Raw genomic sequence first — 13,823 nt, 5'->3', positions numbered from 1 at the left:
TGCCGCGTGCAAAGTGGATAGATGCCGTTTCAAGGCTGGCCCAAGATAGACCTCAATGCGCTGGGAGTACAAGCCGGCGTCGCATCCCACCCAAGACGAGGTCCTTATGAACGCCCCCTTCGATCAGCTGTCCACCTGGCTGAAAGAACACAAGATTACCGAAGTCGAATGCGTGATCAGTGACTTGACTGGCATCGCACGCGGCAAGATCGCACCCACCAACAAGTTCCTGCATGAGCGAGGCATGCGCCTGCCGGAAAGTGTGTTGCTGCAAACGGTAACCGGGGACTTTGTCGACGACGATATCTACTACGACCTGCTGGACCCGGCCGATATCGACATGATCTGCCGCCCGGTCGCCAACGCCACCTACGTGGTGCCCTGGGCCATCGAGCCCACCGCCATCGTGATCCACGACACCTTCGACAAGCAGGGCAACCCCATCGAACTGTCGCCGCGCAATGTGTTGAAGAAAGTCCTGCAGCTCTACACCGACCAAGGCTGGCAGCCGATTGTCGCGCCGGAAATGGAGTTCTACCTGACCCAGCGCTGCGAAGATCCGGACCTTCCGTTGAAAACTCCCATCGGCCGCTCGGGCCGCGCCGAAACCGGGCGCCAGTCGTTTTCCATTGATGCCGCCAACGAATTCGACCCGCTGTTCGAAGATGTCTATGACTGGTGCGAAGCCCAGGGCCTGGACCTGGATACGCTGATCCACGAAGACGGCCCCGCGCAGATGGAAATCAACTTCCGTCATGGCGACGCCCTGGACCTGGCCGACCAGATCACGGTGTTCAAGCGCACCTTGCGCGAGGCCGCCCTCAAGCACAACGTGGCCGCCACCTTCATGGCCAAGCCAGTGGCCGACGAACCGGGCAGCGCCATGCATTTGCACCAGAGCGTGGTGGAGATTGCCACCGGCAAACCGGTGTTCGTCGATGCCGACGGCAACATGAGCCCGTTGTTCCTGCATCACATCGGCGGCTTGCAGAAGTACATCCCCAAGCTGTTGCCGATGTTCGCGCCCAATGTGAACTCGTTCCGCCGCTTCCTGCCCGATACCTCGGCGCCGGTCAACGTCGAATGGGGCGAAGAGAACCGCACCGTCGGCTTGCGCGTGCCCACTTCCAGCCCGGAGGCGATGCGCGTGGAAAACCGCCTGCCGGGCGCCGATGCCAATCCTTACCTGGCGATTGCTGCCAGCTTGTTGTGTGGCTACCTGGGCATGATCGAGCACATCGAACCCAGTGCCCCAGTGGAAGGCCGCGCCTATGAACGCCGCAACCTGCGCCTGCCGTTCACCCTCGAAGATGCGCTGGCGCGCATGGAGGATTGCGACACGGTCAAGCAGTACCTGGGGGAGAAGTTCGTGCGCGGCTATGTCGCGGTCAAGCGTGCCGAGCATGAGAATTTCAAGCGGGTGATCAGTTCCTGGGAGCGTGAGTTCCTGCTGTTGAGCGTCTGAAAACAAGCATAAGAGGGGTGACGATATGCGTCTTGTGAACAAGCTTCTTCCACTGGCCCTGGTCGCGGCGTTCAGCAGTGCCGGCCAGGCGGCGCCGACGGTAAGTGTCTACAACTGGACCGATTACATTGGCGAGACCACCTTGGCGGACTTCCAGGCCAAGACCGGCATCAAGGTGATCTACGATGTGTTCGACTCCAACGAAACCCTGGAGGGCAAGTTGCTGGCCGGGCGCACAGGGTATGACGTGGTGGTGCCGTCCAACCATTTCCTGGCACGCCAGGTGAAGGCCGGTGCGTTCCTCAAGCTTGACCGTGCGCAGTTGCCCAACTTCAAGAACCTGGACCCCAAGCTGCTCAAGTTACTGGAACAGAACGACCCCGGTAATGCGCACTCGGTGCCATACCTGTGGGGCACCAATGGCATTGGCTACAACGTCGACAAGGTCAAACAAGTGCTGGGTATCGACCGCATCGATTCGTGGGCGGTGCTGTTTGAACCGGAAAATATCAAGAAGTTGCACGAGTGCGGCGTGGCCTTCCTCGATTCAGCGGATGAGCTGTTCCCGGCGATCCTCAACTACATGGGCAAGGACCCACGCAGCGAGAATGCCGAGGACTACAAGGAGGCCGAAGCCAAGCTGCTGACGCTGCGGCCGTACATCACCTATTTCCACTCTTCCAAGTACATCTCGGACCTGGCCAACGGCAATATCTGCGTGGCCTTCGGTTATTCCGGCGACGTGTTCCAGGCCGCCAACCGCGCCAAGGAAGCCAAGAACGGGGTGAACATTGCGTACTCGATCCCCAAGGAAGGTTCCAACCTGTGGTTCGACCTGTTGGCGATTCCGGCCGATGCGAGCAACCCTAAAGAAGCCCATGCGTTCATCAACGACCTGCTTGAGCCTGAGGTGATTGCCAAGGTCAGCGCCTCGGTGGGCTATGCCAACGCCAACCCGGCCGCCAAGCCGTTCATGCCTGCGGAGCTGGTGAACAATCCTGAGGTGTACCCGCCCCAGGACGTACTCGACAAACTCTATATCTCCACCACGCCTACGCCGGCGACCATGCGCGTGATGACCCGCGCCTGGAGCAAAGTGAAGTCCAACCGATGATGCAGCCCAATGAACACGCCCCGTCCTATTACCGCGCTTCGGCGAATGCCATGGCGCAGCGGCCCGCACTTGAGGCAGACCTGAGCGCCGACGTGTGTGTGATCGGCGGCGGCTTTACCGGGGTCAACACCGCCATCGAACTGGCCCAGCGCGGGCTCTCGGTGGTGCTGCTGGAAGCGCGCTGCATCGGTTGGGGCGCCAGCGGGCGCAACGGTGGGCAATTGATCCGTGGCATTGGCCATGATGTCTCCGGGTTTGCCAAATACGTGGGCGAGGAGGGCGTGCGCTATATGGAGCGGGCCGGTATCGACTCGGTCGCCCTGGTGGGCCAGCGCATTGCCGAGCACGGCATCGACTGTGACCTGCGCTGGGGCTTTTGCGAACTCGCCAATACTCCGGCGCAGTTCGCGGCGTTCAACGGCGAACAGGCGCACCTGGCGGCCGTGGGGTATGCCCATGAAACGCGGCTGGTCGGCCCACAAGACATGGCACAGGTGGTGGGCTCTGCTATGTATGCCGGCGGCCTGGTCGACATGGGTTCCGGGCATCTGCACCCGCTCAACCTGATATTGGGTGAAGCGCAGGCGGCCGAGGCCCTCGGGGTGCGCATCTTTGAGCACAGCCCGGCGCTGGAACTGATCCATGGCGAAACGGTGCGGGTGCGCTGCACAGGCGGAAGCGTGCGCGCAGCCAACCTGGTGCTGGCATGCAATGCCCATCTTGAAGAGCTGGAGCCGCGCTTGAGCGGCAAGGTACTGCCGGCGGGCAGCTACATCATCGCCACCGAGCCTCTGCCTGAGCCCGTGGCCCAGCAGTTGATCCCACAGAACCTGGCGCTGTGCGACCAGAAAGTCGGCCTGGATTACTACCGGCTGACCGCCGACCGGCGTCTGTTGTTCGGTGGCGCCTGCCACTACTCGGGGCGCGATCCCCAGGACATCGCCGCGTACATGCGCCCGAAAATGCTCAAGGTGTTCCCGCAGTTGGCCAACACGGCTATCGAATTCCAGTGGGGCGGCAAGATTGGCATCACCGCCAACCGTTTTCCCCAGGTCGGGCGCCTCAAGCAGTACCCCAACGTGTTCTATGCCCAAGGCTATTCCGGCCACGGCTTGAACGTGACGCACTGGTGCGCACGGTTGCTGGCCGAAGGGATACACGCGGGTGCAAGCCAGGGCCTGGATATTTTCAGCCAGGTGCCGCACATGACCTTTCCCGGTGGCAAGGCGCTGCGCTCGCCGCTGCTGGCGTTGGGGATGTTGTGGTATCGGTTGCGCGAAGCACTCTGATTGATCGTTCCCACGCTCTGCGTGGGAACGCCGCCGCGGACGCTCCGCGTCCCGCCGTTTAGTGACGCGGAGCGTCATGGGATGCATTCCCACGCGGAGCGTGGGAACGATCACCGGAGCGTGGGAACGATCAGTCGGTCAGCACTTTGCGAAAGGTTTCCACCAACGGCCTCAAGTTGACGCGGTGCCAGGCCGCCCACAGCGGTGTGGTGTAGGCCAGCCACGGCAGTTCGCGCAATACCACGCCCGGTGGAGCGTTGCGGCTCAGGCCCTTTTGCACCATCGCCACCCCTAGCCCCGACGCGACCAGGCCCAATGCAGTAAAGGGCTCGCTGGCCTCCATGGGGATCTGCGGGGTGAAACCGGCGCGGATGCAGGCGGCGACGAAATCATCGGCCGGGTTGGCGCCAGGTTTGCGCTGCACGCCGATCCATTGTTGGTCGGCCAGGTGTTCGGGCAACAGTTCAGGGTGTTGAACCAGCGGATGCTGTTCAGGCAGGGCCAGCAGCATCGGGTCATCGAGGACTTGCCAGGCGGTCAGGTCCGGGTCGTCGGCGGCAGGTGGTTCGCTCACCAGGGCGATGTCCAGGCTGCGTTGGCGCAAACCTTCCAGTTGTTCCAGGGAGGGCAGGTTGTACAGCTTGATATGCACGGCGGGCCGGTCGTCGCGCAGTATGCGCAAGGCATTGGGCAAGACACCGGCGTGCATGGCGTTTTCGATATAACCGATGCACAAACCGCCTTCTTCGCCGCGGCCCAGGCGCTTGCCCAGAGACTCCAGGCGGTTGGCGTGGGTCAGCAGTGCCTTGGTTTCGGCCAGGAAAGTCTGGCCGTCGCGGGTCAAGCGGATACGCTGCTGGCTGCGTTCGAACAGGGTAAGGCCCAGGCGTTCCTCGAGCTGGGCGATCTGCCGGCTCAGGGGCGATTGGGAAATGTGCAAGCGCTCGGCGGCGCGGCCGACGTGTTCTTCTTCGGCTACCACTTCGAAGTAGCGCAACTGGCGTAGATCAATCATGTAAGACCTTCAAGGACTCAAGTTGGTCGCAGTATGTCTTGGACGGTCTGATCAGTGCAATCTAGCATCTGCTCAACGGTCACAGCGACCTCGCACCGATTGAGGAACCACCATGAGCTTGAAAGACACACTGCCCGGCGTACTGGGCTTTGGCACCGCCCCCTTGGGCAATATGTTTCGCGCTATCCCCGAAGAAGAAGCCCAGGCCACCGTCGAGGCCGCCTGGAGCCAGGGCGTGCGTTACTTCGATACCGCGCCGTTCTACGGCTCGGGCCTGTCGGAAATCCGCTTGGGCCAGGCCCTGTCCAACTATCACCGCGATGACTACGTGCTCAGCACCAAGGTCGGCCGGGTGATTCTGGATGAAGTCGAAGAAACCGCCCGTGACCTTGGGGAAAAAAGCGGCGTATTCGAACACGGCCGCCCGAATAAAATACTCAATGACTACAGTGCCGACGCCACGCTGCGCTCCATTGAAGACAGCCTGACACGCCTGCAAACCGATCGCCTGGACATCGTGTGGGTTCACGACATCGCCCAGGATTTTTACGGCGACCAATGGCTGGAATACTTCAACCAGGCCCGCACTGGTGCCTTCAAAGTACTCACCCGTTTGCGCGAGCAAGGTGTGATCAAGGCGTGGGGGCTGGGCGTCAATCGTGTCGAGCCCTGCGAATTGACCCTGGACCTGACCGAGGCCCAGCCTGATGGTTTTCTGCTGGCGGGGCGCTATACGCTGCTGGACCACGACCGCGCCTTGCAGCGCCTGATGGACGCGGCCCACGCCCAGCAGGTGGAGATCGTCGTCGGTGGCCCGTACAGCTCCGGCATCCTCGCTGGCGGTGCGCATTTTGAATACCAGCAAGCCAGCCCGGCGATCATTGCCAAGGTCGAGCAGATCAAGGCAATTGCCCAGACGTTTGGCGTCAGTATCAAGGCCGCTGCGCTACAGTTCTCACTGGCGCATCCGGCGGTGGCGGCGGTGATTCCCGGTGCCAGTCGTCCGGGGCGGATTGCCGAAGACGTCGCGGCGTTGTCTGAGCAGATTCCAGCAGCCTTCTGGCAAGCGTTGCGCGAGGCCCGCTTGATCTCGGACCGTGCACCTTTGCCTCTCTCACGTTAAGGAGCTTGAGCATGAAGATTGATGTAAGCGGCAAAGTGGCTATTGTCAGCGGCAGCACCGCCGGTATCGGCCTGGGCATCAGCCAGGCCCTGGCGCAATCCGGCGCCACGGTGGTGGTGATCGGGCGTGATGCAGGCAAGGTGGACGACGCCTTGGCGAGCATTCGCCAGGCGATTCCCGCTGCTCAACTGCGTGGTTTAGTGGCCGACCTCGGGACCGTTGAAGGCGCACAGAAACTCTTCGCCGCCGAACCCCGCGCCGACATTCTGGTCAACAACCTGGGCATCTTCGACGCGGTGGATTTCTTCGACGCGCCGGACAGTGAGTGGGCGCGCTTCTATGAGGTCAATGTGATCTCCGGCGTGCGCCTGGCGCGGCATTATGTGCCGGGTATGGTCGAGCAGGGCTGGGGTCGGGTGATCTTCGTGTCGTCGGAATCTGGCGTGGCGACGCCGGCTGACATGATCAACTACGGAGTGACCAAAAGCGCCAACCTGGCGGTGTCCCACGGACTGGCCAAGCGCCTGGCGGGTACTGGGGTGACGGTGAATGCTATCTTGCCGGGGCCGACCTTTACCGATGGCCTGGAACACATGCTCAAGGACGCCACGGCCGAATCCGGGCGCAGTGCCCGAGACGAAGCAGATGTGTTTGTGCGCCATGCGCGGCCCACCTCGATCATCCAGCGTGCGGCCAATGTGGATGAAGTGGCGAACCTGGTGGCGTACATTGCTTCACCGCTGTCTTCGGCGACGACCGGTGCCGCGCTGCGGGTCGACGGTGGCGTTGTCGACAGCATGGCAATCTGATTTTTTCCTGACTGGAGTATTGATTGTGGCAACAGCTTCTTCTGTGATTGAAATTGCGGTGTCGGCCGACCAAGTCTGGCAACTGATTGGCGGCTTCAACAGCCTGCCCGACTGGCTGCCTTTGATTGCCAAGAGCGAGCCGAGCGAGGGTGGCCGTGTGCGTCACCTGACCGCCGCTGACGGCGGCACGATTGTCGAGCGCTTGCAGACTTTCGACAACGTGGCGCGCACCTACAGCTACACCATTGAAGCGTCGCCGTTTCCGGTGAGTGCTTACCTGTCGACCTTGCAGGTGGAAGCGTTGACGGACACCTCGGCGAAAGTGACCTGGTCCGGCGTGTTCACGCCGGCAGCGGGCACCACCGATGCGCAAGTCGAGGAATTGTTTGCCGGTATTTACGAAGGCGGGCTTGAGGCGCTGCGCGGTAACTTCTAAAGATTGTGGCGAGGGAGCTTGCTCCCGCTGGACTGCGTAGCAGTCCCACAAAGAGCGGGGCCGCTTCGCGCCCCAGCGGGAGCAAGCTCCCTCGCCACAGGTGGGGTTTAGCCTATATGGAGCAAGGCTGCCGCGACAGCCTCTGCCGGCGTCATCTGCGCCGTATCCAGCCTGAACGGTGGTACCTCCCAGCGTTCATACTCATGCACCTGTACCGATTCCCAGGTCGGTGGCACCAGCCCCGGAATATCGCCCACACGCCCTTCGACTCGGCGCCGATGCGCCTGCTGATCGGTACACACTACCTCGATATTGATCAATGCCACGCGGGCCGCTGTCGCCACCGCTTGCCAGGCATCGCGGCTTTCCTTCACCGGGTTCACACAATCGGCGATTACCCGCTGTCCCAGGCGCAGGTTACTCAGCGCCAGCGCATTCGCCACACCGTAGCCACTGGCCCCCACATCGCCCGCCAACACCGCAGCCTCCCGCAGCGCCTGCTCAATCACATCAATACGCAGGTAAACCGCGCCCAACTGTCGCGCCAGCTCCCTGGCAATCGTGGTCTTGCCACTGCCAGGCAAGCCGCTGAATACAATAAGCATGACCCATCAACCCCATATGTAGGAGCGAGCTTGCTCGCGAAAAACGCCAACAAAACGCGTACTGCCTGAATAAACGCGGTGCCTGTGAGTTTTTCGCGAGCAAGCTCGCTCCTACAGTGGTATTAGAACCGCGTGATTCATTTCACCCACAGGAGCGCCCATGACCCTGCCGTTCGTGAAGATGCACGCCCACGGCGATGACTTCATTATCATCGACCGCCGTGGCGAGGATAACCCCATTAATGCGCAGATTGCCCGCCACCTGGGTAACCGCCGCACCGGCATCGGTTTCAATCAACTGGCGGTGGTGCTCGACTGTGAGCAGGCCGCCGCGCGCGTTCAGTTCTGGAACCCCGACGGAACACGCCTGCAAACCTGCGGCAGCGCGACTCGTGGCGTGGCCGATCGCCTGATGCATGAGGCAGGCGCCGAGACCATCGTGCTGCTTAGCGACCGCGGTTTGCTGACATGCACACGTGCTGATGGGCAGCGGGTGTCGGTGGACATGGGCGCACCCTCGCTGGGCTGGGCGTCGGTACCCTTGGCCAAGGCGATGGACACCTGCGTGTTGCCTATCGACGGCCAGCCGGCAGCGTGCAGCATGGGCAACCCGCATTGCACGTTTTTTGTAGAGGATGTGACTGCGCTCGATATTGAGGCCATAGGCTCGACCCTGGAAGTTCACCCGCTGTTTCCGGCCAGGACCAATGTGCATTTCGTGCAAGTGCTGGACCGCGGCCATATCCGCCTGCGCATCTGGGAGCGTGGCGGCGGTGTGCCGCTGGGGTCCGGTTCATGCTGTTGCGGGGCGGTCGTCAACGGCATCCGGCGAGGGCTGCTCGATGAGCGTGTGGAAGTCCAGTGCGACGGTGGCGCGGTCACGGTGCAATGGGACGGGCAGGGCGGCGTGATATTGACCGGCCGTGTCGAGCCGATCATGCAGGGCACCGCGTACCTGGACTAGAACTTCACGGTAAACGTGGTGCCGGCACTCGCACAGGAACTCACCGCCACGTCGCCGCCATGTACTTTGGCCAGTTCGCGCACGATATACAGGCCCAGGCCTACGCTACGCACGTCGCTGCCTTGGTCGGTGCCGCGGGTCATGGGTTCGAACAACCCGGCCAGCAGGGTTTGCGGAATCGCCGGGCCGTGGTTGTGCACCGCAACCGCGCAGGTGTTGTCGCCCAGGCGTGAGGTGATGGTAATCGGCTGCAGCAAGTCGCCATAGGCCACGCTGTTGGCCACCAGGTTACCGATCATCTGTTGCACACGGTCGGCGTCCAGGCAGGCGTCGCCCTGGCCCTCGGCGTGATGCACCAGCGTGGCCTTGGGGAAGGCCACCCGCAGTTCGTCGACGCTGCGATGAATAACGCTATGCAGGTCCAGCGGTTGCGGCTTGATGGTAATGCCCTGGCCGACCCGGGCCTGGGTGAAGTCCAGCAGGTCGGCGATCATGCGATGGGCGCGTTCGGAAGACTGGCCGATGTGCCCCAGTAGCTGGCGCTCCTTGGCCGTGCGCTCGCCGCGCTGGAGAAAGTCGGCGGCCATGCGGATCGCCGTCAGAGGGTTTTTCAGGTCGTGGCTGACAATCGCCACCATCTGTTCGGCAAACAACGCCCGGCGCTGGGCAATGGCGTAGGCCTCGCTCAGCTCGGCCTGGGCCTGGTGCAGGGCCAGTTCCGTGGCGGTTTTTTCCTGCAGCAGGGCTTCGGCCTGCTTGCGCGCATTGAGCAGTTCGCGCTCGTACTTGTCACGGTCGGTGGTGCCGAACAGCGCCAGGTCATACACCACGCCGGCCGGCTGCTGGCGCTGGTTGGCATTGAGCAAGACCGTGACTTTGTGCCCGTTGCAATGGCGGATGTCGAGCTTCACCTCGGTGACGCTGCCGTGCATGCGCAGCATTGGCGCCAGGTGCGTCTGGTAGAAAATCCGCCCGCCCATGGCCAGCAGGTCCTGGAAACGCCGGCCCAGCAGTTGGGCCGCCGTGAAGCCCAGCCAATCGCACAAGCGTGGGTTGACGTGCAGGATCGTGCCATCTTCCTGGGTCACCGCCAGGGCACAGGCCGCGCTGTCAAACAGCGGGTCAACGGGCATCGGCAGCCGCCCAAGGGGCCAGGAACCGGTCCATCGCCGCGGCACACGCCTGGGGGGCGCTCATATGCGGGCAATGGCCGACATTCTCGACCAGGCAATAAGTGCTGTTAGGTAATACGGTGTGCAGGTATTCACCCACGGCCACGGGGGCGATCAGGTCGTCGGTCGATTGCAGGATCAGCACCGGGGTGGTCAGGCCGAACACATCCTGGCGGTTATCCGACAGGAAGGTCACGCGGGCGAACTGCTTGGCGATGTCCGGCTCGGTGCGACAGAAGCTGTCGGTGAGCGCCTCGCTCAGGTGCGGTTGCGTCGGGGCGCCCATGATCACCGGGGCCATGGCGCTGGACCAGCCCAGGTAGTTGCTGTCGAGGGTGTCGAGCAGGTCGTCGATGTCATCGTGCTTGAAACCGCCGACATACTCCTCAGTGTCGATATAGCGCGGCGATGGGCCAATCATCACATGCGCGGCAATGCGTTCCGGGATGAAACGATCAGCGAGAGTGCCGATCATCGAGCTCACCGAGTGGCCCACTAGAATCACCGGGCCTTGGGCGTAGGCGTCGATAATCTCGTTCAAGTCATGGGCATAGCCATCCAGGCGGCTGTATTTGGCTTTGTCGAACGCGCTCAGGTCCGACAGGCCGGCGCCAACCAGGTCATACAGCACCACGCGAAAGCGGTCGAGAAAGTGCGGCGCCAGGGCATCCCACATGGCCTGGTTGCAACCGAAACCGTGGGAAAACACCAGGGTCGAGGGACCGTTGCCCATCACATGTACATTGTTGCGGTGACTTAGGTCCATGGGCGTCCCGTAGATGGCTTATTGCTATGCAGCTGATCGGCAGTTTAGATAGTCGCAGGCCCTGGGTCACGCGTTTGCACGCAGATAAGGTAAAGTCGGCGCCTTCAGGGAGAGACTTCAGGTAACCATACATGATCGTGCTTGTGCGGCAATCGGTGTTCAGCCTACTGGCCCTGGTATTTTCCAGCCTGTTGATCACCGCTCATGCGGACACCTCGCCGATTGGGGTAGCCCTTGATCAGCGGGTCATTGACCTGACAAACACCCTCGACTCGGGCACCGCCCAGCGCCTCAAGCAACAACTGGCTGACCTTGAACAACGCAAAGGCGCGCAAGTGGCGGTATTGCTGGTGCCAACCACCGGCAGCGCCGATATCGAAGGCTACGCCAACCAGCTGTTTCGTGCCTGGAAACTGGGACGCAAGGACGTCAACGACGGCATCCTGCTGGTGGTGGCCAAGGACGACCGCAAGGTACGTATCGAGGTGGGCTACGGCCTGGAAGGCATCGTCACCGACCTGCTGGCCCATCGTATTATTGAAGAACAGATCACCCCGGCGTTTCGCCAGGGCGATTTTGCCGGCGGTGTGCAACAGGGGGTGGACGCCCTGACCGTGCTGGTGGACGGCGGTGACCTGCCGCAACTGGCGGGAGCCGGGATCAACCCCCAATTCATGGCATTGCTGGCGGCGCTTATCCTGGGCGGCTTGGGCGGCGTGGCGATTGCAGCCGGCAAGCTGCATTGGCGCAAGGCGTTGATCGCCGCCGTGGCGGCCACGCTGTTGTTGACGCTGCTGGCGGGTGGTTGGGAGTGGCCGATGTTCCTGTTTGTCATGCCGCTGACGCTGTTGATAGGCGGCGCGATATTCGGCGCGCTGTGGCAGGTGCGTACGCTGTTTTACTGTGTGATCGGGCTGCTGGCTTACAGCCTCGGGTTGGTGATGGCAAACCAGTACGTGGATGTCAGTTTCATCCATTGGCTGCTGTGGCCATTGGGCGTCTTGGTGGTGCTGGGGTTGTACCTGGTACTGCTGCTGATCATGAGAGAGACATGGCGCACCAGCCGCGCCGGTTTTATTGTGCGGTTGCTGGCGGCGGTAGTGGTGTACGTGGTGGCAGGATGGGTGATTGACGACGGCCGCGACGGCTGGCTGCTGGCGTTTCCTATCGCATCGTTTGTCGCGCTGATTATCTTTGGCAAGGTTGGCGAGGGGGCTGGATCTGGCTCGGGCGGTGGCTCCGGTTCAAGTTCCAGCAGTTCTAGCAGCAGCTCGTCCGGTGGTGGTGGTTCCAGTGGCGGTGGTGGGGCTTCCGGCAGTTGGTGACTCGCTGGCGGATGCCCACGCTTTCGCACCCCACCCATGGCAAGCGCGTGTTTGGCAATACCATGGGGAGGCGCAACGGCTTGGATAGCAAACAGTCGTTTGCACTGTTACGCCTTGACCCAACCGCCCTTGCCGTCGGATTTGATTTAGGAATCTATGGGGGCGCGATTGGCGACGCTCGGAGCGTCGTCGATGACCTTTTGGTCCGCAGGCAGGTAACCGTTATCAAACCGATGGGGAAGAGGGGGGATCTGCGCGTCGTCGATGACCTTTTTGTCCGAAGGCAGGCAGAGGTGATCAAACCGACGGGGAAGAGGGTGGATCTGCGCGTCGTCGATGACCTTTTTGTCCGAAGGCAGGAAGATCTGATCAAACCGATGGGGAAGAGGGTGGATCTGCGCGTCGTCGATGACCTTTTTGTCCGAAGGCACGAAGTGGTGATCAAACCGATGGGGAAGAGGATGGACCTGAGCGACGTGGATGGCTTTTTTGTCCGAAGGCAGGAAGAGGCGATCAAACCGATTGCGATTGGCGTAGGCCCGATATTCGTCGCCGACGCTCTTCCAGCCGCACTTGCCATCGGACACTTCTGCATCATCGCCAACCCTGTTTTCTTCCAAGGGGTTGTACCTGGGTTTATCGTTATCGATCTTGTTTGCGTCAACAGGTTGATGGGTCGGGATGGATGGGGTGAAGCCACTGATTGAAGACACGATTACACCTCTGTGATAGCCAGGAAGATGCCCCGCCGGGGCAGGGTCCTGGCGGGGTGTTTCGCAGGCTACAGCGCCCGGAACCTTCACTCAATGTGGCCTGTTTCGCGTGAATGTAAGCGTGTGAAACCCCTGTGTGGTTAGCTCATACAGCGGGAGAAGTTGCTGTAGGCACAATCTGAGATAACGCTTTGCAGCGTCAGGCTTGACGTCAGACAGCACAGACAAATCCAGGATTTTTACCTGTTGAAAAGCATTCGTTCCCTGCACGGCTTTTCGGCAGTTTCATGCCTTGCAACACACAATCACTACTGCGACGGTGTGGCTTTCAACGCCATCACCATTTCATGCCACGCCATCCCACCGTGATCCGACGGCGAAGGGCGCACGTAGGTATAGCCCATGCGGGTGTACAACGGCACATGCTGTTGCTTGCACATTAGATGAATCGTCTGCTTGCCCAGTGTTCCCATGCGCTGCACGAACGCGGTCATCAGTCTTTTCGCATAGCCCTTGCCTTGATGGGCCGGGTCGACCACCACCGACATGATCACCACATTCGGCGCCTCGGCGTCATGGCCCACCAACTCCTTGAAAGCCTCGTCCGACATTACCACCTCATGGGCACAGCCCGAGTTGATGAACCCCACCACTGCGCCATCTTCCTCCAGGATCAGAAATCCCTCGGGATACTGCGCGATGCGCGTGGCGATTTTTTCAAGCGTTGCGGCTTCGTCGCCTTCGTAAGCGGTGGTTTCAATGTGAAAGCAGCGTGCGGCGTCGGTGGGCAGGGCGTTGCGCAGGGTGAGAGTGGGCATGGGCGGTTCCAGGGATGTTCAGTGAAAGGCCACATCATAGAGAAACATCGGGCCTATGGCACCGCACGGCCATTCATCACCCCTTGTAGGAGCGAGCTTGCTCGCGAAAAACGTCAACGATAACGCGCGCCTCCTGGATGAACGCGGCGCCTGCGAGTTTTTCGCGAGCAAGCGCGCTCCTACACGTTGTAAGGGTAGGGCAGGCGCGA

At 61.5% G+C, this 13,823-nt stretch carries 14 protein-coding genes; 8 read left to right on the top strand and 6 right to left on the bottom strand.

Annotated elements, in window-relative coordinates; translation table 11 throughout:
• Positions 1–106: 106 nt before the first annotated feature.
• Genes GIV26_RS02295 through GIV26_RS02285 form a run of 3 tightly spaced genes read left to right on the top strand, consistent with a single transcriptional unit; the run spans position 107 to position 3,868 of the window.
• Positions 107–1,465, top strand: a complete 1,359-nt coding sequence (locus GIV26_RS02295) for a glutamine synthetase family protein (RefSeq protein WP_014718136.1) — start codon at positions 107–109, stop codon at positions 1,463–1,465.
• 25 nt (positions 1,466–1,490) lie between these two features.
• Complete coding sequence (locus GIV26_RS02290; protein WP_236279413.1) at positions 1,491–2,579, top strand: polyamine ABC transporter substrate-binding protein; 1,089 nt, start codon at positions 1,491–1,493, stop codon at positions 2,577–2,579.
• A complete protein-coding gene (locus GIV26_RS02285; protein WP_181125011.1) occupies positions 2,576–3,868 on the top strand; it encodes an NAD(P)/FAD-dependent oxidoreductase in 1,293 nt (430 codons plus the stop codon). The genes GIV26_RS02290 and GIV26_RS02285 overlap by 4 nt, the downstream gene beginning before the upstream one ends.
• 130 nt (positions 3,869–3,998) lie before the next feature.
• On the opposite strand, the gene GIV26_RS02280 is transcribed toward GIV26_RS02285, so the two are convergent.
• Positions 3,999–4,883, bottom strand: coding sequence for a LysR substrate-binding domain-containing protein (locus GIV26_RS02280; protein ID WP_236279412.1), 885 nt, complete (start codon positions 4,881–4,883; stop codon positions 3,999–4,001).
• Positions 4,884–4,995: 112 nt separating this feature from the next.
• Here GIV26_RS02280 and GIV26_RS02275 point away from each other — a divergent pair, with 112 nt between their 5' ends.
• Genes GIV26_RS02275 through GIV26_RS02265 form a run of 3 tightly spaced genes read left to right on the top strand, consistent with a single transcriptional unit; the run spans position 4,996 to position 7,251 of the window.
• Positions 4,996–6,006, top strand: coding sequence for an aldo/keto reductase (locus GIV26_RS02275; protein ID WP_060763739.1), 1,011 nt, complete (start codon positions 4,996–4,998; stop codon positions 6,004–6,006).
• Positions 6,007–6,017: 11 nt separating this feature from the next.
• On the top strand, positions 6,018–6,815 hold the full coding sequence (locus GIV26_RS02270) for an SDR family NAD(P)-dependent oxidoreductase (RefSeq protein ID WP_096143378.1): 798 nt from the start codon (positions 6,018–6,020) through the stop codon (positions 6,813–6,815).
• Positions 6,816–6,840: 25 nt separating this feature from the next.
• Positions 6,841–7,251, top strand: coding sequence for an SRPBCC family protein (locus GIV26_RS02265; protein WP_054918606.1), 411 nt, complete (start codon positions 6,841–6,843; stop codon positions 7,249–7,251).
• A gap of 107 nt (positions 7,252–7,358) precedes the next feature.
• On the opposite strand, the gene GIV26_RS02260 is transcribed toward GIV26_RS02265, so the two are convergent.
• A complete protein-coding gene (locus GIV26_RS02260; protein ID WP_236279411.1) occupies positions 7,359–7,856 on the bottom strand; it encodes an AAA family ATPase in 498 nt (165 codons plus the stop codon).
• 160 nt (positions 7,857–8,016) lie between these two features.
• Between GIV26_RS02260 and dapF the strand changes: the two genes are divergently transcribed.
• The gene (gene dapF, locus GIV26_RS02255; RefSeq protein ID WP_198862798.1) at positions 8,017–8,820 is read left to right on the top strand and encodes a diaminopimelate epimerase; all 804 of its coding nucleotides are present in this window, start codon (positions 8,017–8,019) and stop codon (positions 8,818–8,820) included.
• Here dapF and GIV26_RS02250 read toward each other — a convergent pair.
• A complete protein-coding gene (locus GIV26_RS02250) occupies positions 8,817–9,953 on the bottom strand; it encodes a PAS domain-containing sensor histidine kinase (RefSeq protein ID WP_096143381.1) in 1,137 nt (378 codons plus the stop codon). The two genes, dapF and GIV26_RS02250, sit on opposite strands and share 4 nt — an antisense overlap.
• On the bottom strand, positions 9,943–10,758 hold the full coding sequence (locus tag GIV26_RS02245) for an alpha/beta fold hydrolase (protein WP_072447717.1): 816 nt from the start codon (positions 10,756–10,758) through the stop codon (positions 9,943–9,945). Before GIV26_RS02245 ends, GIV26_RS02250 begins: the two co-directional genes overlap by 11 nt.
• Positions 10,759–10,889: 131 nt before the next feature.
• On the opposite strand from GIV26_RS02245, the gene GIV26_RS02240 reads away from it, so the two are divergent.
• Complete coding sequence (locus GIV26_RS02240; protein ID WP_236279410.1) at positions 10,890–12,083, top strand: TPM domain-containing protein; 1,194 nt, start codon at positions 10,890–10,892, stop codon at positions 12,081–12,083.
• 146 nt (positions 12,084–12,229) lie between these two features.
• Here GIV26_RS02240 and GIV26_RS02235 read toward each other — a convergent pair whose 3' ends face one another.
• Positions 12,230–12,796 (bottom strand): hypothetical protein, encoded by a 567-nt coding sequence (locus GIV26_RS02235; RefSeq protein ID WP_236279409.1) that lies wholly within the window; start codon positions 12,794–12,796, stop codon positions 12,230–12,232.
• 308 nt (positions 12,797–13,104) lie between these two features.
• The gene (locus GIV26_RS02230) at positions 13,105–13,614 is read right to left on the bottom strand and encodes a GNAT family N-acetyltransferase (RefSeq protein ID WP_060765081.1); all 510 of its coding nucleotides are present in this window, start codon (positions 13,612–13,614) and stop codon (positions 13,105–13,107) included.
• Positions 13,615–13,823: the final 209 nt, after the last annotated feature.

It is taken from the genome of Pseudomonas sp. PA-1-3F, from assembly GCF_021609665.1.
Classification (GTDB): Bacteria; Pseudomonadota; Gammaproteobacteria; order Pseudomonadales; family Pseudomonadaceae; genus Aquipseudomonas; species Aquipseudomonas paracarnis.
This window is presented reverse-complemented; position numbering and strand designations above follow the sequence as displayed.